15 protein-coding genes are annotated in these 21,800 nt (G+C 69.3%); 11 read left to right on the forward strand and 4 right to left on the reverse strand.

The window, feature by feature from the left end:
* The first annotated feature begins 40 nt into the window (after positions 1-40).
* From eccB to AAFN69_RS26425, 7 genes are all read left to right on the forward strand, one after another.
* Positions 41-1,579, forward strand: a complete 1,539-nt coding sequence (eccB, locus tag AAFN69_RS26395) for a type VII secretion protein EccB (protein ID WP_347731263.1) — start codon at positions 41-43, stop codon at positions 1,577-1,579.
* A 14-nt stretch (positions 1,580-1,593) separates the two neighbouring features.
* Positions 1,594-2,856 carry a type VII secretion-associated serine protease mycosin gene (gene mycP, locus AAFN69_RS26400; protein ID WP_347731264.1) on the forward strand — a complete coding sequence of 421 codons (1,263 nt, stop codon included), beginning with the start codon at positions 1,594-1,596 and terminating at the stop codon, positions 2,854-2,856.
* 251 nt (positions 2,857-3,107) lie between these two features.
* Positions 3,108-3,533 (forward strand): hypothetical protein, encoded by a 426-nt coding sequence (locus tag AAFN69_RS26405; protein WP_347731266.1) that lies wholly within the window; start codon positions 3,108-3,110, stop codon positions 3,531-3,533.
* A 3-nt stretch (positions 3,534-3,536) separates the two neighbouring features.
* A complete protein-coding gene (locus AAFN69_RS26410; protein ID WP_347731267.1) occupies positions 3,537-5,360 on the forward strand; it encodes a hypothetical protein in 1,824 nt (607 codons plus the stop codon).
* 61 nt (positions 5,361-5,421) lie between these two features.
* A complete protein-coding gene (locus AAFN69_RS26415) occupies positions 5,422-6,663 on the forward strand; it encodes a S8 family serine peptidase (RefSeq protein ID WP_347731268.1) in 1,242 nt (413 codons plus the stop codon).
* A 97-nt stretch (positions 6,664-6,760) separates the two neighbouring features.
* Complete coding sequence (locus AAFN69_RS26420; RefSeq protein ID WP_347731270.1) at positions 6,761-7,123, forward strand: WXG100 family type VII secretion target; 363 nt, start codon at positions 6,761-6,763, stop codon at positions 7,121-7,123.
* Between the two features lie 105 nt (positions 7,124-7,228).
* Complete coding sequence (locus AAFN69_RS26425) at positions 7,229-7,528, forward strand: WXG100 family type VII secretion target (protein ID WP_347731271.1); 300 nt, start codon at positions 7,229-7,231, stop codon at positions 7,526-7,528.
* Between the two features lie 129 nt (positions 7,529-7,657).
* Here the strand turns inward: AAFN69_RS26425 and AAFN69_RS26430 are convergent, their stop codons facing one another.
* The 4 genes from AAFN69_RS26430 to eccCa form a co-directional block, all read right to left on the reverse strand.
* Positions 7,658-8,233: a hypothetical protein gene (locus tag AAFN69_RS26430; protein WP_347731272.1), complete on the reverse strand. Its 576-nt coding sequence runs from the start codon at positions 8,231-8,233 to the stop codon at positions 7,658-7,660.
* Between the two features lie 20 nt (positions 8,234-8,253).
* On the reverse strand, positions 8,254-10,536 hold the full coding sequence (locus AAFN69_RS26435; protein ID WP_347731274.1) for a hypothetical protein: 2,283 nt from the start codon (positions 10,534-10,536) through the stop codon (positions 8,254-8,256).
* Positions 10,536-11,045 carry a hypothetical protein gene (locus AAFN69_RS26440; RefSeq protein ID WP_347731275.1) on the reverse strand — a complete coding sequence of 170 codons (510 nt, stop codon included), beginning with the start codon at positions 11,043-11,045 and terminating at the stop codon, positions 10,536-10,538. The genes AAFN69_RS26435 and AAFN69_RS26440 overlap by 1 nt, the downstream gene beginning before the upstream one ends.
* A gap of 159 nt (positions 11,046-11,204) precedes the next feature.
* Positions 11,205-15,176, reverse strand: a complete 3,972-nt coding sequence (gene eccCa / locus AAFN69_RS26445) for a type VII secretion protein EccCa (RefSeq protein WP_347731276.1) — start codon at positions 15,174-15,176, stop codon at positions 11,205-11,207.
* A 554-nt stretch (positions 15,177-15,730) separates the two neighbouring features.
* On the opposite strand from eccCa, the gene eccD reads away from it, so the two are divergent.
* From eccD to AAFN69_RS26465, 4 genes are all read left to right on the forward strand, one after another.
* A complete protein-coding gene (gene eccD / locus AAFN69_RS26450) occupies positions 15,731-17,230 on the forward strand; it encodes a type VII secretion integral membrane protein EccD (protein ID WP_347731277.1) in 1,500 nt (499 codons plus the stop codon).
* A 182-nt stretch (positions 17,231-17,412) separates the two neighbouring features.
* Positions 17,413-17,703 carry a 30S ribosomal protein S15 gene (gene rpsO, locus AAFN69_RS26455; protein WP_347731278.1) on the forward strand — a complete coding sequence of 97 codons (291 nt, stop codon included), beginning with the start codon at positions 17,413-17,415 and terminating at the stop codon, positions 17,701-17,703.
* A 437-nt stretch (positions 17,704-18,140) separates the two neighbouring features.
* Positions 18,141-20,360, forward strand: a complete 2,220-nt coding sequence (locus AAFN69_RS26460; protein WP_347731279.1) for a polyribonucleotide nucleotidyltransferase — start codon at positions 18,141-18,143, stop codon at positions 20,358-20,360.
* A complete protein-coding gene (locus AAFN69_RS26465; protein ID WP_347731280.1) occupies positions 20,357-21,766 on the forward strand; it encodes a pitrilysin family protein in 1,410 nt (469 codons plus the stop codon). Before AAFN69_RS26460 ends, AAFN69_RS26465 begins: the two co-directional genes overlap by 4 nt.
* Positions 21,767-21,800 lie beyond the last annotated feature (34 nt).

Below are 21,800 nucleotides of genomic sequence, written 5' to 3' on the forward strand. Positions count from 1 at the left end.
CGGAGCCCGGCCGCCAGCGGGGAGAGGGACAAGCGGACAGATGGCATCACGTCGGGACGAACTCAACGCCTACACCTTCGCCAAGCGAAGGCTGATCGCGCAGTTCTTGCAGCCCAGTACAACCGGTTCGGAGGAAGGCGCGCCCCGGCCGCTGCGCGCGGTGCTGCCGGGCGTGATCATCGGCGTGGTGATTCTGGCGGGATTCGCGGCCTGGGGAATGTTCAAGCCGGTTGCCCCCAAAGGCTGGGACAAGCCCGGGGAGAATGTCATCATCGCCAGTAAATCCACCACGCGCTATGTGGTGTTGGAGACCGGCGAAAAGACCTATCTGCATCCCGTGCTGAATATGTCGTCCGCGAAACTCCTGCTCCTTCCCGACAAGGGGAAGGTCATCAATGTCGATGAGTCGCTGCTCGACAAGAGCAAGATCTCGCGCGGTGCGACCCTCGGCATCCCCTACGCCCCCGACCGGCTGCCCTCCGCGCAGGAGGCCGGCGCCGCGAAGCGCTGGGCGGTCTGCGAGCGCCCGGGCGCGGGCGGCCGGGCCATTCAGAAGGCCGCGTTCGTCCTCGCCGAGCGGGAGCACGGCCGGACCGACGGCGAGAACCGGCTGACCGGCGGCGAACTCCTCTACGTGGAAGGGCCCGACCGGAACCGCCACATCGTCGACGCCCGGGGGACGGCCTACCCGGTGGGCCGGGACGAACTGCTGCTGCGCCAGGTCGTCGGCCAGGACCGGGGCAGGGACCGGGTGCCCCAGCGGGTCTCGGCCGCCTGGCTGGACACGCTCCGCGAGGGCGATCCGGTCGACTTCCCCCGGATCGAGGACAGGCCCGGTGCGGACGCCGGGGTCCCCGGCGGCCTGGAGAAGGACGCGAACAGGATCGGCATGGTCCTCACCGCGACCGACGGCACGAGGGAACAGCACTATCTGGTGCTGCGGGGCCGGGTGGCCCCCGTCTCCGACTTCACCGCGAAACTCCTGCTCGGCAGCAGGGAACTGGCCGTCCTTGGGCAGGCGGGAAAACCGGCCTCCGTCCACCCCTCGTCCTTCCGGCCGGGGGAGGCGTTCAACGCCGACAAGAAGTGGCCGCAGGAAGCCCCCGAGTCGGTGAACACCGCGAGCACCACCGAGGGAAGCCGCAACACCGTCTGCAATGTGCTGCGCAACGTGGACCGGGACAGTGGTGAGACGACACTGAGCACCTGGGCGGGCGCCGACTTCCCGGCCCCGCTGCCGCCCGGCTCGACCAGCGCGTATGTCACCCCCGGCTCCGGCCAGATGTTCCGCCAGTTCAAGGGCTCGACCACGACGGCGGGATTCCTCTTCCTGGTGACCGACACCGGACTGCGCTATGCCATGCAGTCCAACAGCGACAGTGACACGGACGGCTCCGGCATCGGCGAGTCCGGTACCGCCGAGGAGAAGCGGGCCCGCCGGGAGGAGGCACAGCAGGCGCAGAACCGCCTCGGCTACAAGGACGTCGATCCGCAGCCGGTGCCCGCCGCCTGGTCGGCCTTCCTGCCGACCGGCCCCCGGCTCTCCACGGGCTCGGCGAAGCTCCCGCAGGGTTCGTGAGGGCGGAGACCGAGATGACACACCCCCATGCCCGGCGCGCCGCCCGGCGGCGCCTGCTCGCCGCCTGCGCGGTCACGGCCGCCTGCACGATCGCCTCCCTCGCCCTCCCCGTACCGCGCACCGCCGCCGTCGCGTCGACCCAGTGCCAGTACCCGGGAGAGCCGTACGAGGGCACCCCCTGGGCCCTCCAGCGGGTGCTCCTGGACGAACTGTGGAAGCAGTCCACCGGCAAGGGGGTGCGCGTCGCGGTCATCGACACGGGCGTCGACATCGTCCACCCCCAGCTCAGACCCGCCGTGGACGCCGGGAGCGGGCTCAATCTGATGGGCCGGGACATCAAGGACGCCAACGGCGACGCGATCGAGCGCGGCGCGGAGAACGGCACCACGGACAGAGTCGGCCACGGCACCAAGGTCGCCGGCATCATCGCCGCCCGCCCGGCCCGGGGCACCGGCTTCGTCGGCCTCGCGCCGCAGGCCACGATCATTCCCATCCAGCAGAACGACGCGGAGGGCAACGGCACCGCCGAGACCCTCGCCGACGCCATCGACGCGGCGGTCGAGGCGGACGCCCATGTCATCAACATCTCCCAGGACACGGCCAAGGCGGTGGAGCCCACCCCGCTGCTGAAGCGGGCCGTCGACCGCGCCCTCGACAAGGACGTGGTGGTGGTCGCCTCGGCGGGCAACGACGGGCTCGGCGGCAATGTCAAGAAGACCTACCCGGCCTCCTACGAGGGAGTGCTGGCCGTCGCGTCCTCCGACCGCAACAACGAACGGGCCGCGTTCTCCCAGTCGGGCGACTTCGTCGGCATCGCCGCCCCGGGCGTCGACATCGTCTCCACCGTCCCGGGCGGAGGACACTGCTCCGACAACGGCACCAGCTTCTCCGCCCCCTATGTCGCCGCGATCGCGGCACTGATCCGGGGCAAGCACAAGGACTGGACGCAGGAGGAGATCGTCGCCCAGCTCCAGCAGACGGCCGAACGCTCGACACCCGGCCACGACCGCCTGGTCGGCTGGGGGGTGGTGGACCCGGTGCGCGCCCTCACCGAGGACGACAAACGCATCGACCGCCCCGTCGCGGGCGAGGGCCTGACCCGGGCCGAGGCGCCGACCCCGGCCGAACTCCACCTCGGCGAGAGCCCCGAGGAACGCGAGGCCCGCCTCGCCACCTACGCGGTGGTCGGCGGCGGCGTACTGGTCGCCGCGATCACCGGAAGCGCGGTGGCGCTCCGCGACGCCCGCCGCCGGACCCGGCGTATCACCGGAGGATGAGCAATTGACCGGTACAGGACGAACATGTTGGGATCGGATGCCGCCGTTCCGGCTCCCCTCAACCGTCACCACGCGTGACGGGGAGCGCAGTTAACGCGGTTGGGAGTGTCAGAGCCGGTGACTAGAGTGACAATCGGTCGATCGGCGGCCTTCGGAGGCGGTACGCGCGGTACGCGGCCGGCATGCGGAAGTGAACGGGGAGGAACGGTCATCGTGCTCTGTGCAGAGAGCGGTGCGGCGGGGGGCGTGGTGTGAGCCCGAGTGATCTGGAGCGCGGTGTCGGAGCGCTGAAGACCTTTCAGACCAGGGTGAACGCTCTCCTGGCGGACCTGGAGAACAGCGCGGCGGGGAATACGAAGGTGGCCGCCCAGGCGGTTCCGCGTACGTCCCTGAGCGGCACCAACGCGCCGTTCGCCGAGGCGGACGGCCTCTTCAGCCAGTACAACCGCGTACACGAGGCGCTGGTCCAGCTCTCCCGGAGCCTGGGCGACCAGATCGAGAGCCTGAGCATCGGCGTCCATGCCGCCGATGTCGGCTTCGACAATGTGGAGGAGGACGTCCGCCGGCGGTACGCGGAGATCCAGGCCCGCATCGACCGCGACCTGGCGGCCGAGCGGGACAAGCAGACCGTCAAGCCGGAGCAGCCGACCACCAACGACAAGAGCGGTGAGTGGTGACCGATGACTGATCAGACTCCCCAGGAACCGACCGCCGCGGAACAGCACCAGGAGGACCTGGCCCGCGTCCAGGCCCAACTGGGCGTCACCGAGGCGACCCGCGTGGTCTCCAAGGTGTTCAGCGGCATCTTCGGCAGCTCCCGTGGCCCCGGCCCCCACTCCCGCACCAGCTTCGAGAACCACGAGCTCAACGCCATGGTCGACCTGGTGGAGCACTCCAACCCGGCCGACCTTGAAGAGGCCGGCCGCGCGCTGTGGCAGGCGAGGGACGCCCTGAAGTCCGCCTCGCGGGAGCTGAAGCACCATGTGGGCGAGGTCCAGTGGAAGGGCACGGCGGGCGACGAATTCCGCTCCTTCGGCGAGGCTCTGGTCCGGCATGCCGACAATCTGGCCGCCTTCGCCGACGTGGCCGGCACCCAGATCACGGTGGCGGGCACCGGCCTGGCCTCGGTCCAGAAGTCGATGCCCGCCCGCGACACCCGGCTGAACAAGCAGAACGTCAGCGAAATCGCGCTGCCGAAGCGGGTGGAGGGCAACCCGGAGTACGCGGCGGCCCTGAAGGCGGAGAAGAACCGCCAGGAGGCCATCAACCAGATGAACCGCCTGGCGTCGTTCTACGCGGTGTCGGAGGAACGCCTGGCGGGGCAGGAGGCGCCGAGGTTCGACCGGGCGCTGGGCGCGAAGGTGCCTCCGCCGGCCGGGAACGTCTGGGACCCCGGCGGGGCTCCCCTGGGCCGGCGCGGCTCAAGCTCGGCCAGCCCTGCGGCGGGCCCCGAATCAGGGCCCTCTCGTGTTGATCCTCTCACCAGTGCACCGCAGCCCCAAGCGGTCAGTACCGTCCCGCCACCTGTGCAGAACAGGCCGGACACGTCGATGCAGATCGACGGCGTCGCCACGCCTGTGGCGCCACCGGCAGCGACCGGTGGAACACCGACTCCGCCGGTCGCTGCGGTACCCGGACAGCAGACGTTGCCACCACCTCCCGTGATGAACAGGGTTCCGCCCATTCAGCCGGCACCGCAGTCGGGTGCGCGCGGCGGTGGTCGACCGGCAGCCCAGGGCGCACCCGCGATGGGTGGCAAGGGTGTGGCCGGCGCGGGCGTTCCTCCTGTGGCCGGCCGTCCGGGCGCTGTTGGCGGTGGTCCCATCGCAGCGGGTCGTGCCGGTGTGGCTGGTCCCGCCGTGCCCGGTACCGCAGGCCAGCAGCCCACAGCCGGCCGGACAGGCATGACCGGACCGGTCGGTGGAGGTGGGCAGGGCCCCATGGCGGGCCGTGCCAGTGGCACAGGCCCCATGGGACCGATGGGGCAAGCTCCGACGGCAGGCCGCTCCGGTGCAGCGGGACAGGCAATCTCCGGACGTGCATCCACGGGCCCGGCGGGAATCTCACGTCCGGGCCGCCCCGACGGAGTCGTGGGCGGTACTCCTCAGCGCGCTGCCTCGCCCGGCACTTCGGGAACACGTATTCCACTTGGCACCGTCGTCGGAGGAGAGGGCACGCCGCAGGGGCGTGCCTCGACGGGACGCCCCGGTCAGTTCGGAGTCGTCGGTGCGAATCCGGTCAACGGTGCCACCAGCCAGGGAGGACGAGGCACTCCCAGCGCGAACGGAGTCGTCGGCACACCTCGTGGCAATGCTCCGGTGCCGCGCTCGCGAACCGGAGAATTCACCCAGGGCGGTGCGGGCCTTGTCCGTGGTCCTGCCCGTCGTCCGCAGTCCGACGAAGAAGAGCTCGACACGGGATCTCCGCGGCCTGACTACCTGACGGAGGACCAGCAGACATGGGCGGTGCAGCGGCGCGGCACCGTACCCCCAGTTGTCGAGTAGGGACAGGGAAGGTTCGGAAGTCAGAATGACGCCAGGAATGGGCCAGGACCGGAGAAAAGGCATGCCTCGTTCGCTGCGCCGAGGGGTATGGCGCGCCCTCGCCGTGGCCGGCGTCTGGGCGGTCGGAGTCACGGGCACTGTTCAGCCAGCGTCGGCCTCGAACAGCCGGCTGGAGCAGTGGTACTTCGAGACGATGCGCGTCGAGGAGATGTGGAAGGTCTCCACCGGCAAGGGCATCACTGTTGCTGTCATCGACACCGGCGTGAAGGTTGACACTCCCTCTCTGCAGGGCCGGGCCCTCAAAGGGCTGGATGCCTCGGGCCTGCCAGGTGATGAGACGGACGACTACTCCGGGCACGGCACGACCATGGCCGAGTTGATCGCCGGTACTGGTAAGAACGGCGGGATCCGGGGCATGGCTCCGAGTGCCAAGATCATTCCCTTCAGAATCGCAGACACGGAACGCGACAATCAGGAGGGCGACACCAACGCCCAGGACTCCGAGGACGCCATTCGAGCTGCGGCTGACAGCGGTGCCCAGATCATCAGCATGTCGTTCGCGAGTGAGTTCTCCACGGTCTCGGAAAGAGCTGCGGTGGAGTACGCGAGGAGCAAGGGCAAGCTGTTCTTCGCCGGCACCGGCAACAACGCCGAGGACGGCAACAAACCCCAGTACCCCGCTGCGTACCCCGACGTGGTCGGCGTGGCCGCAGCGGACAGGACGGGGCTCGTGGCCGACTACTCCCAGCACGGGGACAACGTCGATCTCGGCGCTCCCGGCGGCATCGTTCCGCGATGGTGTGACACCACCTTCACCCGCTACTGCGACGGGAGTGGCGGCACCAGCTCCGCCACCGCCATCGCCTCCGGATCCGCCGCGCTGATCTGGTCCGCGAACCCCGACTGGACCGCGAACCAGGTGCTGCGGGCGATGATCGACACCGCCGGGCGAGACTGGAAGAAGGGCACCAAGAGCACCTATCTCGGCCATGGACTGATCCGCCCCCGGCAGATCCTCCTGGAGGGGAAGGGTGACCCGGGTGCCCCCGACATCAGCCCGCTCACCAACCGGAAGACCACCGTGGCGTCGGCCTCGCCGGAGGCCGGGAAGTCTCCCTCCGCACCGGCTTCGTCACAACCGCCGAAGGGCGGGCCCGGCGGGGACAAGGCTGTGGCAGGCTCCCGCGAGGCCGAGAAGGCGGGGAACGCGGGCTGGGTGGGCCCGGTCCTGGGCGGGGGCGCGGCCTTGCTGGTTCTCGCCGGCGCGGGATTCCTGGTCCTCCGGAAGCGCCGTAACGCATGACCGTCACCGTCCGCGCTCCCTGTGTTTTGGCGCGGCGGATTCATGAACCAGCACGATTCAGTACACCGAGAATGAACGCGGGAAGGGATACGGGCATATGTCAGTCCTGAAGGTCGGCGATCAGAGCCTCAAGGAATTCCAGGACGAAATCAGCACGAAGTTCGAGGACGTCAAGTCTCAGCTTCAGAATCTCCAGGGGGTCATCGACAGCCTGGAGGGCAACTGGCAGGGCATTGGTGCCGGCGCCTTCGACGCGAAGCAGACCGAGATCAACCAGGGCATGGTGCGCGTCGCCAAGATGCTGCTCCACTTCCAGGAAGCGATTCAGGTCACCCGCACCACCACCGGCAACACCGAGGACGAGGTCCAGGCGGCGCTGAAGGGCGTCGATGTCACCGCCGGATTCTCCGGTGACGCGGGTGCCGAGCGGGCCGCCACGTCGAGGCTCAGCAGCTACTAGGAGCGGGTGACGTCACCCGAGTCACCCTCCTCGCACCCGGTGCGTTCATCACATCGAGTGTATTGAGTACCAGTGCAATGAACACAGAGAGAAGTCGGAGGATCGATGTCCCCCAAAGACCCCGGTCAGATGGTCGTCACCTATGGTTCGCTGACCGACGCGGCGGCTGCCATCGACCGCCAGGCGGACCGTCTCGACGAGAGCCTGGAAGCCATTCAGACGAAGATCAAGGTCGTGTCGGCCACCTTCGAGGGTGAGGCCGCGACCGCCGCCCACGCGTACCACAAGCAGTGGGACACCGAGACGCGGATGATCCACCAGGCGCTGAAGAGCATCGCGCGGGCGGTCCGCGAGGCGGCCCCGACGTACCAGGCCGGAGACAAGAAGGCGTCCGGCTACTTCTAGGTCCGGACGCCCGGCGAGCGGTACGAACACGAATACACGAACAGGGGGGGCATGTGCGGGAGATGCCCACCCTGTTCGCGTCGTCCGGGACCGGCCCGGGGGCCGTCGGCTGCCGGACGACCGGCTACCTCACGCCCTTCTCGCGGTGCACTCGTCCGATACCGCAACCGCCCTGGCGAAGCCGGTGACAAGAGCCTCCATGTCCTCTTCCTTCACCTGTCGCTCATATGTGTTGACGATGACGAAGAGCTGCATGTCCTCGCTCCGATGGGCGACGCGCGGGCTGGGGCAGTCCACCTTGCCCACCGCGCCCGTGGCCGAGAAGCCGTGAGTTTCCTTCCAGATCATCTTCATGCCCCTGTAGAGAGGGCCGAAGGATGCACTCGCCATACCCTCCATCGGGAAGTCCTGATCGTTCCAGTCGGTTGCCAGTGAGATCTCCGACTCGCCGTCCACCAGCAGTGTGCACCGCTTGTACCCGGACAGATCCTTCACTTTCTCCCGGATCTCCTCTCCCGGTGGCAGGGCTGGTTCAAGAATGCGTGCCGGGATCTCTGTGCCGCAGATCCGTTCCGGAGTCGCGTAGTTTCTCTCGGCTTCCGGCTCAGTTTTGCCGCACCCGAAGGCCATGGTTGAGAGGATCGCCACCCATGCCGGGGCCGTGATCCATTTGGCCGGGCGGTCCGCCCTGCTGAGACGAGTCATTGAATTTCCGTGTCGAAGAATCATCCGGGCTGAATATCCGTGGTCAGGTCGTCGGCCGAACGCGATGCATTGGTCTCGGCGGAATTGAACCCCTGTTCGGTTCCTGCTTTGGCCCAATCCGTGAACTGTCCCCTCGGATCGATTCCGTACTTCTCGGCCGCCGCTTGAGCAGCCAGTTGGCTCACCTGGAAGCTGTTTTCCATGCTGACCTCCCACAGCTTGCTCGCCTCCCTGCCGGCGTTCTTGAGGATGTCGGTCTCGGACTGCTGGAAGACGTGCTCCAGAACCACGCTGCTGACCGTGCCCGCGACGCCACTTGCGATCGCGCCGCCAACCGGCGTCGCGATGAAGCTGACCCCGACACCCACACCGGTACCGATCGCCCCCGACCAGGTGTTCTTCTGCTGTGCCACCGAGTTCGTGAAATCGCTCGCGGCTTGCGCCGCCGGGCCCGTGATGGCTTCCTGTCTGCCGATCGCCAGCGTTCCGCTGACTTCGCCGGTCCTGTTGGCGATGCTCTCGATGATGCTCTGAGGCGGGTGCGGATATCGCTGGTCCGCAGGCAGGTCGGGGTTGAGGTGGTATTCCATGAGTGCGCCGACGTACGCGGCCTGGCCGATTTCAACGGCCGCGAATCCCTGCGGGCTCTGACCCACCGTGGTGAGGAACCGCGTCACATCCGTATGGCTCAGGTCCGCTTGTGCGCCCACTATGGGGAACAGCCTCTCCGTGTTACCGAACTTGTCATCCGCGGTGGCCCGGTTGATATCCGGCAGATACTCCGAAGCGATCTGCCCGATACTGTCCCCCATGTATTTATGTTCCGTGAGGCGTGCGGGATCATCCGAAATGGACGCGACGATGTTCTCCATCAACCGCGCCTGCTCCGCACTGTGCGGTGGTGTGTCCACCGTGGCGAACTGGCCTGCCGGGTGTCCGGTCGTCGCCGCCTCCAGGGCCAGTGCCATGGAGTTGCGTCCGTCGATACTGTCCGCGCCCTGGTGGTCCTGATCCGTCGGCCAATCCCGCTCTTCGAAGAAGTAGTCGAAGTTGCTGAGCTCAGCCCTGCCCTTTCCGTCCTTGAAGTCGTGGTCCTCGCCCTTCGTCACAAAGGCGTCGTTGAAGAATCCAGTCGCCGCGTCCGGGCTGTTCGAGAGCGCTTTCATGAACCCGACCACGGGATCCCAGCCGGAATCCGTTCCCGTCCTGTTCAGAAGGGGATCCCCGCCCAGCCGTCGCCATGCTCCATGGCCGCCGTTGTCCGTCAGCTTCTTCTCGGTCGTGACGAGTTCGGTGCCGTAGCTCCTCAGGAACTGGTCGTCGTAGTTTCCCCAGCGCATCAGGTTGCCCATCACCTGAAACCCCAGCGCGGAGCTGTACTGGGAAACGGGCTGCCCGCCCAGCGTCACCATCTCGCGCTTCCACTGAGTCATGCCCTGGGTGTCGCTCTGGGTGGCCTGCGCGAGGGTCAGTCCGAGATTTCTCTGGAGCTCGTCGAACCGGCCGGAGCGCTCGCTGCCGAGCTCCCAGTCCAGCCTGCGGGGGTCGTTCATCCCGCCCCAGAATTCCAGCGTGCCCTTCGGGCCCAGTCGCTCCGCGAACCGGGAGGCGAAGAGCTCGTCGCCGGAGTACTTGCCCAGACCGGCGTTGATCGCGTCAAAGTCCGCGATTGTCAGATCCTCGGGTTTCTTCCTCGCCAGCGCGGCCAGTTTCTCCGCCTCGCGGATGGCGTTCGCCGCCGAATCCCGGTCGGCGTAGCGGGCGCCGGAGAATCCGTGGTCGGCCTGGTCCGCCAGGGCCTTGAGGACCGCGGCGGCAGAGGTATCGCTCTCCGTGGCCTTGTCCAGGATGGACTGGATCTCGTCCCGGAGAGCGGTCACATCCCCAGTCGAGTGGTCGGGAAGGCTCTTCCCCATCGCCGCCCGGTCGGGGTGGATGTTCATCGTCACGGTGAATTCCCCGGCACCGGTGGAGGTGACCGTCAGATTCCTTCCGAGGCCCCGCTCGATGGCCTCGTTCAGCTTGCGCTGCCAGTCCCGCAACTCGTCCCGGGCGTCCTTCAGGATGTTCCGGATCGAGGTCGCCTGCGTCCGGGCGTCGGCGAACTCCCCCGCCGTACGGCCGATGAACTCGCGTGACACGGTGGCGTTCACACCCACCCAGTTGGCCTTGTTCGCCCGGCCGCGCAACCCGTCGCGGGCCTCCTTCTCCAGGTCGTCGAGGTTGGTGACCATGGTGGACCAGTCGGCGACGGCTTCGTCCAGCAGCTGGAACCGGGCGAACCGCAGTGCTTCCAGATCCATCAGCTGTCACTCTTGCCCTTGGCCGGCGGGTCGTAGACCGGGTTCCTCTTCCCGGCCGGCGCGTAGGACTCGTCGAATCCCTGATCGAGCGTGGCGATGCCGCTCATGCCGCGCCGGATGAACTCATCGTCGTCGCGATGGGTCTTCTCGCTGAACTTCATATGGTTGGAGATGTGCGCACACGCGTCCATCAGCGACTTCAGCTGTCGCTCCCAGCGCTTTGACACATGCCGCAGGGCACCGCCGACCGCGAACCCCTGCCCGGCCAGATCACCGGCGGCACGGTCGCTGCTGGGGACCGCGACCCGGGCCTCCTTTTGTAACCGGTTGTGGAGTTTGAAGGCTTGGTCACCGATGCCCGCCAGATCCTTCTGGCTGACCCGGAGGTCGCCCTGCCCGCTCCCGGCCGATCCGCCTCCGCCCTCGGCGGGTAAACCGTTCAACCGCATCCGGGCCGAACTCCGCTCGGCCGCGGACGCCTTCAGCGACTCCCACTCATCCCAGGTCATACCCCTGGCTCCCTTCCCCCGGACGGGAACAGCCCGCCGGGCCACTCAGCACATCACGGAGCGAGGGCGGGCCGGGCGCAACCCCGGCCACCCGGCCACGGGCGGAACCCCGGGCCGACAGCCCCCGCCGGCACCCCGCCGACACCCTCGCCCCACCCCCTACTCCACCGGCGGCATCAGCCCCGTCTGCACCAGCGGATTCCCGCGCTGCCGCGACACGAACACACCCCGGCCCGCCGGCATCGGCCGCATCCGGACGCCGCCCAGCACATCGCCCTCCTGCGGATCGCCCGAGAGCAGCACGCCCTGCGCGCCCAGCTCCATCATCCGCTGCATGAAGGACTCGTACGACGCCCTGCTCGCCCCCGCCGAACTGCGGGCGATGATGAAGCGGACGCCCACGTCCCGGGCGAACGGCAGCAGTTCCGTCAGCTTCGCCAGCGGATTGCCGCTGGAGGTCGAGACCAGGTCGTAGTCGTCCACGACCACGAAGATCGACGGACCGTGCCACCAGCTGCGGTCCCTGAGCTGCTGAGCGGTGACATCCGCCGACGGAGTACGGCGCTGCATCAGATCCGCCAGCGCGTCCACATGGTGCTCCATGTTGTTGGACATGGGGACGTACTCGGCCAGATGCGAATCCGGTGTGACATCGAGCAGCGCGCGCCGGTTGTCGATCACGAAGAACTTGCAGGAGTTCCCGTCGTACCGCTCCGTCAGCCCCTTGATCAGCAGCCGCAGCAGATTCGACTTCCCCGACTCGCTCTCGCCGAACACCAGGAAGAACGGATCGCGCTCGAAGTTCGCGAAGACCGGCTCCAGATTGTTCTCGTCGATCGCGAAGGCGACCCCGCGCTGCGGATCCGCCGCCCCCGCCGGCAGTGTCGCCGCCGGCAGCTCGCGCGGCAGCAGACGTACCGGGGGAGCGCCCGGCGCCGTCCAGTGCCGGGCGGACTCCTGTGTCATCGCCGCCGTCGCCTCCGACAGATCGCTGTCGGAGTTGATGCCGTCGATCCTCGGCACCGCCGCCATGAAGTGCAGCTTCTCCGGGGTCAGACCGCGCCCGGGCACCCCGGTCGGGACATTGACCGCGGCCTTGCGGTCCAGCTCGGAGTCCATCGTGTCACCCAGCCGCAGCTCCAGCCGGTTCATCAGATGGTCCTTGAGATTGGCGCGGACCTCCATCGAGCGCGAGGCGGTGACGACCACATGGATGCCGTAGCCCAGACCGCGCGCGGCCAGGTCGACCACCGCGGGCTCCAGGCTCTCGTAATCCGTCCGGAAATTGCCCCAGCCGTCGACCAGGAGAAAGACATCGCCCCACGGCTGGTCCGCCGGCGAGATGTCACCGCGGGCCCGCAGCCGGCGGAACGTGGCGATGGAGTCGATGCCCGAGGCGCGGAAGTACTCCTCCCGCCGGGAGAGGATCCCGTACACCTCGGCGACCGTCCGCCGCACCCGCTCGGGATCGAGCCGGGAGGCGATTCCGCCGACATGCGGCAGCCCCGAGACCGACGACAGACCACCGCCGCCGAAGTCCAGACCGTAGAACTGGACCTCCTGCGGGGTGTGCGTGAGCGCGAACGCCGAGATCAGCGTCCGCAGCAGGGTCGACTTGCCCGACTGCGGGCCGCCGATGATCTGCATATGCCCCGCCGCGCCCGAGAAGTCCCGGTACAGCGTGTCGCGGCGCTGCTCGTACGGCTTGTCCACGACCCCGAGCGGGACCACCAGACGCCCGGCGCCCTCGTACCCCGGCTGGGCGAGACCCCGCCCCGGCACACTCGCCAGACCCGGCAGCAGTTCGTCCAGGGTCGGCGGATTGTCCAGCGGCGGCAGCCACACCTGATGGGCCTCCGCGCCCCGTCCCTCCAGCCGCCGCACGATCACATCCAGTACGGAATCGGCCAGCGCGTCGTCCTCGGCGGCGCGCGCGTCCGGCACCGGGGCCGTCACCGACGGCTCCACGTACCGCACCGGCACCGGCGCGGCCGTGAACGGCACCGGCCTGCGGTCCACCGGAAGCTGCCCGCCGGCCCGTACCGCGTGGCGCCCGTCCGCCCGGTACACACCGGAGACATAGGCCGCCTTGAACCGCACCATCTCATCCGTGCCGAACTTCAGATATCCGGAGCCGGGCACATTCGGCAGGGAGTACGCGTCGGGCACCCCCAGCGCGGCCCGCGATTCGGCCGCGGAGAAGGTGCGCAGACCGACGCGGTACGAGAGATAGGTCTCCAGCCCGCGGAGCCTGCCCTCCTCCAGGCGCTGCGAAGCCAGCAGCAGATGGACACCGAGCGAACGGCCGATACGCCCGATCTGGACGAACATCTCGATGAAATCCGGCATGGCGGTGAGGAGTTCACTGAACTCGTCGATCACCAGTACCAGTGAGGGAATCGGCTGAAGCGGCGCACCCGCCGCCCGCGCCTTCTCGTAGTCGTGAATATTGGCGTAATTGCCCGCGTCGCGGAGCATTTCCTGCCGGCGGTTCAGTTCACCCCGGATGGAATCGCCCATCCGGTCCACCAGCGTCAGATCGTCCGCCAGGTTGGTGATGACCGCCGCCACATGCGGCATCTGCGACATTCCCGCGAACGTCGCACCGCCCTTGAAGTCCGCGAGGACGAAATTCAGCGTCTCCGACGAGTGGGTGACGGCCAGCCCGAGCACCAGTGTGCGCAGCAGCTCCGACTTGCCGGAACCGGTCGCACCGACACAGAGCCCGTGCGGGCCCATCCCCTCCTGTGCCGCCTCCTTGAGGTCGAGCATCACCGGAGTGCCGTCCTCGCCCACGCCGATCGGCACCCGCAGCCGCTCCGACTGGGACCGGGGGCGCCAGGTACGGCTCACGTCCACCGACGCCGCGTCGCCCAGATTGAGCAGATCGGTGAAGTCCAGATTGGCCAGCAGCGGCTGGTCGTCGTCCCCGCCGGTGCCCACCCGCAGCGGCGCCAGCTGTCGCGCCAGCGCCTCCGCCGCCGCCGAGCTGAGCAGATCCGGAACCCCGTCGTAGACCATGCCGTGGCCCGATTCCAGGCGCAGCGAATCGGGGTGGACGGTGATCGAGAGACTGCCCCGCGCCCCGCTGACCTCCCCCGGAACCACCTCGACGACCGTCACCCCCTGGAGCCCCTCGGCCGCCGCCAGGGCAGAGGTGGAAGGCACCGACTGGCCGTCCAGGACCACCACCACATGAGGCTGGTCGAGCAGCGGATGCCCGCCGCCCTGGAAGCGGGGACGGCCCTCCAGCCGTGCCGCCAGCAGCTCCTCCAGCTCCCGGTGGTCCACCGCGATCAGCCGCCGGCTGCCCGCGCCGTCACCCGGGCCCGGCGCCTGCGCATGCGGCAGCCACTTCGCCCACTCCCAGTGGGGCGCCGCGTCCCGGCTCACCCCGACGGCGATCACCAGATCCTCGGGGGAGTGCAGCGCGGCCAGCGAGCCGATCACCGAGCGCGCGGTGGCCCGCACCGACTCCGCCTCACCGCCGATCGTCAGGTGGTAGAAGGCGCGCAGGGATATCGCCAGCGGCAGCCCATCCAGCGTGCCGTGGGTGGCCAGGAACTGCCGCATCGCGCCCGCGGTCAGCGGTTCCAGCTCGTCCACCGGCGCGGTCTCCGGCGCGATGAGCTCGGTGGCGAGCCGCTGACTGCCCAGACCGACGCGCACCTGCCCGAAGTCGGGGTCGCCGATGCGCCGCTCCCAGACCCGGCTGCCCTCCGCGACCAGTGCCCACAGCTGCTCGGGGGAGGGGTGCAGATAGTACTGGGCGTCGCGCTGGAGCCTGGCGGTCCGCAGGACCGCACGTCTGGTCTGGGTCAGGTACTTGAGATAGTCGCGCCGCAGATCGGCCAGTTCGCCCTGGGTGCCCCGGCGGTGGCGGACCATCATCGCGATCGCCATGGCGACCGTCGAGGCGATCATCACCATGCCCATGATGCGCATGATCGGATTCGGCGTGATGAAGAAGAACACCACCGAACCGCCCATACCGAGCGTGGGCAGCAACTGCATCAGCACGCCCTCGCGCTCACCGCGCGGCAGCTCCGGAGGCGGCTGCAACTGCACCTGCTCGCCGGGCACTTCCGAAGGCAGGACCCGCGGTGGGCGCTTGACGACGATCTGACTCACAAGCTCACCAATTCCCTCGCCGGACGGGAATGTTCCTATCGGCGCCCCCGTGGCGACGGGTTCCGTCCGCGGGGAGGGATCCTACTTGCGCCCCCGCCGAGGGGCGGGCGGTAGGGTGACGCGAGGTGTCGCCCACACCGGTGAATCACCGCCGGGGAATGGGTATTCGGAGGAGAATGCCGGAGTTGCGGCGAGCGGAATGCCTTCACTCGCCGTACGCGCTGTTCCGGCACATCCGCGGGGCACCGATCCGGATTCGCCGTGCGCGGCGGTGCGGACCGGTTCCGCCGCGGGCACATCCGCCGGCACACCCGCCGGACAGGGCACCGCGGAACGCCTCACCCGTACGGGTCAACGACCGCGGCCCACCGCACGGGCCCGGTACGGTCCCACCGGGACCCGCGGCACCGGACGACGGACGGACGGTCCGCACCCGGCGCCCGCGCCCCGTCCCGTCCCGCAAGGCGGCCGGCCGCGACACCCGCGCGGCGAACGCGGCCGGCGCACGGAGCAGCGGACAACCAGCACACCACGAGGGGATGCAGCAGGTGAGTATGACGGCCTCAGCGGCGGCCACCGGAACCGGTCACCCCGGTCAGGCGAGCGCGTCCGGCGGCGGAACCGGCTTCTGCCGGGTGACGGTCGTCGCCCCCGACGGCCGGGTCGATGTCGCGCTCCCCGAGGACATCGCCGTCGCCGACCTCTACCCGGAGATCCTCCGGCTCTCCGGCCAGAGCGCCGAGCCCGGCGCCCCGGTCGGCTACCACCTGGTCCGCCGCGACGGCACCGTGCTCGACAGCGCCCGCTCCCTCGGCGCCCAGCGCATCCTCGACGGCGAGCTCCTCTCCATGCGCCGCTTCGCCGACTCCCTGCCCCCGGCCGTCTTCGACGACGTCACCGACGCCGTCGCCACCGCCGTCGCCCGGGACCGCACCCTGTGGAGCGACGCCCTGATGCGCGGCGCGGGACTCCTCGGCGGCGGCGCGCTGCTCCTGCTGCTCGCCTTCGTCCTGTGGAGCGCGGTACCCGGCCACGACATGCACGGCCTCCAGGGCATCCTCGCCGCCGTGGCCGGAGTGCTCCTGCTCGCCCTCGCCGCCGTCCGCGCCCGGGTGTACGAGGACCGCGGCTCCGCCGTCGCCCTCGGCATCGGCGCCATGGCCAACGCCGCCGTCGCCGGATCCGGGCTGCTGCCGCCCGCCGACGGCCAGGGCATCGGCCGGCTCCAGTTCCTGCTGGCCTGTGCCGCCGTCCTCGTCGTCGCCGTGATCCTCACCATCGTCGCCCCCGGCGGCGACGGGCCCTTCGTGGCCTTCGTCCTCGCCGCCGCCATCGGTGTCCTGGTCACCTTCGCCGCGATCCTGTACCGGCTGACGCCCGCCGAGAGCGCCGCCGTCTGCGCCCCGCTCGCCGTCGGCACGCTCGCCTTCCTGCCCGGCCTCTCCACCCGCTTCGCCCGGCTGCCCATCGGCTTCGACCCGCCGCGCACCGCCATCGGAGACCACGGGTCGGAGGGTGCGCCGCAGGGCCCCGTCGACGCCGCCCGCATCGCGATCCGGGCCCGCCGCGGTCATGAGCTGCTGGTCGGCCTGGTCGGCGGCTGCGCTCTGGTGGCCGCGGGCTCCGCCGCGGTGCTCGGTTTCTCCGACAGCGTCTGGGCCCAGCTCCTCGCCCTCGGCACCGGAATCGCGATGCTGATGCGCGCCCACCTCTTCCGCTACACCGCCCAGGTCGGCTGCTCCCTCGCCGCCGGCCTCGGCGCGCTGCTCCTGCTCGGCATCGGGCTCTGCCTCAATCCGCCCCAGGGCCTGATCCGGGAAGCCCTGCGCGGCGACACCGCGGCCCTGGACATCCGGACGATCTGGCTGGCCACCGCGGTCGCCGCGGTCGCCGCCCTGATCACCGCGATCGGGCTGATCGTGCCGAGCAAGGGCGTCACCCCGTTCTGGGGCCGGTTCCTGGAGATCGCCGAGACGACCGTACTGCTCACCCTCGTACCCCTCGCGCTGGCGGTCTTCGACGTCTACCACGCGGTACGCGCCACCACGTCCTGAGCCGCCCCCGCGCCCGGCCCCGGACGGGATACTGATACGCTGACTGACGGCCGTTTGTGTACGCGTTTCCGGACTCTCTGGAAGCTGCGCTCATCGCGCCTTCGCCTCCGAGTCACGGAAGCCCTCCTGAGAACAAGACCAGGGGCACTCGTGGGCGCATAGAACACCCCTGAGGAGTACGAGTGTCTCTCGACGCCGCCACCAAGAAGCAGATCTTCGCCGAGTTCGGCACCAAGGAGGGCGACACCGGCTCCCCCGAGGTCCAGGTCGCCATGCTGTCCCGCCGCATCTCGGACCTGACCGAGCACCTCAAGACGCACAAGCACGACCACCACTCCCGCCGTGGTCTGCTGATCCTCGTCGGTCAGCGCCGCCGCCTTCTCCAGTACCTGGCGAAGAAGGACATCCAGCGCTTCCGTGCCCTGGTCGACCGCCTCGGCATCCGCCGCGGTGCGGCCGGCGGCGCCAAGTAAGTCGCCGCGGAGGGAGCGGTTCCCACTCGAAGGGGACCGCTCCCTTCGGCTTTGTGCCCCAGTGGCGCACAGCCGCGCGGAACACAAGAGAAGAACAGGCGAACAAGTGTTCGGTTGACGCGTACCCGTGTACGCGTTTCCCCGTACGCGCATCGCATGGGTGACCCGCTGTACGTGCGCGACCGGCCGGACGCCACTTAGTCTGGTCGCACAACGCCATACGGAACGCATCACCCGAAGCACCACCAAGCACCACCGAACGCGAGAGAGGCCGACTCGCCGCCGCCGGTCCTCGGTAGTGGCTCCCGGAGCCCGATCCCCATCGGGCCCCCGGGTGCTTCGATCGAAGACCGGCCCGCAGTACGAGGGCTTCTCCGCACGTCCCCCCGCCACACGGGCCCGGGGACGGAAGACGCAACGTAACGGAGAAAACGCTAGTGGAGAACGAGACCCACTACGCCGAGGCCGTCATTGACAACGGCACCTTCGGCACCCGCACCATCCGCTTCGAGACGGGACGGCTGGCCCGCCAGGCCGCCGGTTCCGCCGTGGCGTACCTGGACGACGACACCATGGTGCTGTCGGCCACCACCGCCTCCAAGAAGCCCAAGGACCAGCTCGACTTCTTCCCCCTCACGGTGGACGTCGAGGAGCGGCAGTACGCCGCCGGCAAGATCCCCGGCTCCTTCTTCCGCCGGGAGGGCCGCCCCTCCGAGGACGCGATCCTCACCTGCCGGCTGATCGACCGGCCGCTGCGCCCCTCCTTCAAGAAGGGCCTGCGCAACGAGATCCAGATCGTCGAGACGATCATGGCGCTCAACCCCGACCACCTGTACGACGTGGTCGCGATCAACGCCGCCTCCTGCTCCACGCAGCTGGCCGGCCTGCCCTTCTCGGGCCCGATCGGCGGCACCCGTGTCGCTCTGATCAAGGGCCAGTGGGTCGGCTTCCCGACCCACACCGAGCTGGAGGACGCCGTCTTCGACATGGTCGTCGCCGGCCGGGTCCTCGATGACGGCGATGTCGCGATCATGATGGTCGAGGCCGAGGCCACCACGAAGACCATCCAGCTCGTCAAGGACGGCGCCGAGGCTCCCACCGAGGAGATCGTCGCCGCCGGTCTGGAAGCCGCGAAGCCCTTCATCAAGGCGCTCTGCAAGGCCCAGGCCGACCTCGCCGCCAAGGCCGCCAAGCCCGAGGGCGAGTTCCCGGTCTTCCTGGACTACCAGGACGACGTCTACGAGGCGCTCACCTCGGCCGTCCGGAGCGAGCTGGCCCAGGCGCTCACCATCGCGGGCAAGCAGGACCGCGAGGCCGAGCTGGACCGCGTCAAGGAGCTGGCCGCCGAGAAGCTCCTCCCGGCCTTCGAGGGCCGCGAGAAGGAGATCTCCGCCGCCTACCGCTCGCTGACCAAGAACCTGGTGCGCGAGCGCGTCATCAAGGACAAGGTCCGCATCGACGGCCGCGGGGTCACCGACATCCGCACCCTGGCCGCCGAGGTCGAGGCCATCCCGCGCGTGCACGGCTCCGCCCTGTTCGAGCGCGGCGAGACCCAGATCCTGGGCGTCACCACCCTCAACATGCTCCGCATGGAGCAGCAGCTGGACACCCTCTCCCCGGTGACCCGCAAGCGCTACATGCACAACTACAACTTCCCGCCGTACTCCGTCGGCGAGACCGGCCGCGTCGGCTCCCCGAAGCGCCGCGAGATCGGCCACGGCGCGCTCGCCGAGCGCGCGATCGTGCCCGTCCTCCCGACGCGCGAGGAGTTCCCCTACGCGATCCGTCAGGTGTCCGAGGCCCTCGGCTCCAACGGCTCGACCTCCATGGGCTCGGTCTGCGCCTCCACCATGTCGCTGCTGAACGCCGGTGTGCCGCTGAAGGCCCCCGTCGCCGGTATCGCCATGGGCCTGATCTCCCAGGAGATCGACGGCAAGACGCACTACGTCGCCCTCACCGACATCCTCGGTGCCGAGGACGCCTTCGGCGACATGGACTTCAAGGTCGCCGGTACGAAGGAATTCGTCACCGCGCTCCAGCTCGACACCAAGCTCGACGGCATCCCGGCCTCCGTTCTGGCCGCCGCCCTCAAGCAGGCCCGGGACGCCCGCCTCCACATCCTCGACGTGATGATGGAAGCGATCGACACCCCGGACGAGATGTCCCCCAACGCCCCGCGGATCATCACCGTCAAGATCCCCGTGGACAAGATCGGCGAGGTCATCGGCCCCAAGGGCAAGATGATCAACCAGATCCAGGAGGACACCGGCGCCGAGATCACGATCGAGGACGACGGCACCATCTACATCGGTGCCGCCGACGGCCCGGCCGCCGAGGCCGCCCGCGCCACGATCAACGGCATCGCCAACCCGACCATGCCGGAGGTCGGCGAGCGCTACCTGGGTACGGTCGTCAAGACCACCACCTTCGGTGCCTTCGTCTCCCTGCTCCCGGGCAAGGACGGCCTGCTGCACATCTCGCAGATCCGCAAGCTCGCCGGTGGCAAGCGCGTGGAGAACGTCGAGGACGTGCTCGCGGTCGGCTCCAAGGTCCAGGTCGAGATCGCCGAGATCGACTCCCGCGGCAAGCTCTCCCTCATCCCCGTGGTCGAGGGTGAAGAGAACGCGGACGACGTGAAGGACGACGCCGCCAAGTGACGTCGCGCACCTCCCAGGCGACGGCCCGCCCCTCTTCGAAGGGGCGGGCCGTCGCCCGTACCCCCTCGCAGGGGCGGGCCGGCGCCCGCACCCAGACTCTCCTCCGGGGCCAGAACGGCATCGGCACCGTCCGCCGCACCACCCTCCCCGGCGGGCTGCGGATCGTCACCGAGACCCTGCCGTCCGTGCGCTCCGCCACCTTCGGCATCTGGGCCCACGTCGGCTCCCGCGACGAGACCCCGGCCCTGAACGGCGCCACCCACTACCTGGAGCACCTCCTCTTCAAGGGCACCGAGCGCCGCTCCGCCCTGGACATCTCCTCCGCGATCGACGCGGTCGGCGGAGAGATGAACGCCTTCACGGCGAAGGAGTACACCTGCTACTACGCCCGGGTGCTCGACACCGATCTGCCGCTCGCCATCGATGTCGTCTGCGACATGCTCACCGGCTCACTGATCCTCCAGGAGGACGTCGACGCCGAGCGCGGAGTCATCCTCGAAGAGATCGCCATGACCGAGGACGACCCGGGCGACTGTGTGCACGACCTCTTCGCGCACACCATGTTCGGCGACAGCCCCCTCGGCCGGCCGGTCCTCGGCACCGTGGACACCGTCAACGCCCTCACCGCCGACCGGGTCCGCCGCTTCTACCGCAAGCACTACGACCCCACCCGGCTGGTCGTCGCCGCGGCGGGCAATGTGGACCACGCCACCGTCGTGCGCCAGGTCCGCCGCGCCTTCGAGAAGGCCGGCGCCCTGACCCGTACGGACGCGGTCCCGCTCGCCCCCCGTGACGGCACCCGCGCCCTGCGCACCGCCGGCCGGGTCGAGCTCCAGAGCCGGAAGACCGAGCAGGCCCATGTGGTCCTCGGCATGCCCGGCCTCGCCCGTACCGACGAGCGCCGCTGGGCACTCGGCGTGCTGAACACCGCACTCGGCGGCGGCATGTCCTCCCGGCTCTTCCAGGAGGTACGGGAGAAGCGCGGCCTCGCCTACAGCGTCTACTCCTACACCTCGGGCTTCGCCGACACCGGACTCTTCGGCGTCTACGCCGGCTGCCGCCCCAGCCAGGTCCACGACGTCCTCAAGATCTGCCGGGACGAGCTGGACCGGGTCGCCGCCGACGGCATCACGGACGACGAGATCGGCCGCGCCATCGGCCAGCTCTCCGGCTCCACGGTGCTCGGCCTGGAGGACACCGGCGCGCTGATGAACCGTATCGGCAAGAGCGAGCTCTGCTGGGGGGAGCAGATGTCCGTCGACGACATGCTCGCCCGGATAGCCGCGGTCACCCCCGACGAGGTGCGCGAGGTCGCGGCCGAGATCCTCGGCCACCGTCCCTCACTCGCGGTGATCGGCCCGCTCAAGGACCGCCAGGCGGACCGCCTCCACGAAGCCGTCTCCTGACGGTCTGCGGCGACCGCACCGCGTGACACCATTC

This window comes from Streptomyces sp. CAU 1734, from assembly GCF_039888735.1.
Taxonomy (GTDB): domain Bacteria; phylum Actinomycetota; class Actinomycetes; order Streptomycetales; family Streptomycetaceae; genus Streptomyces.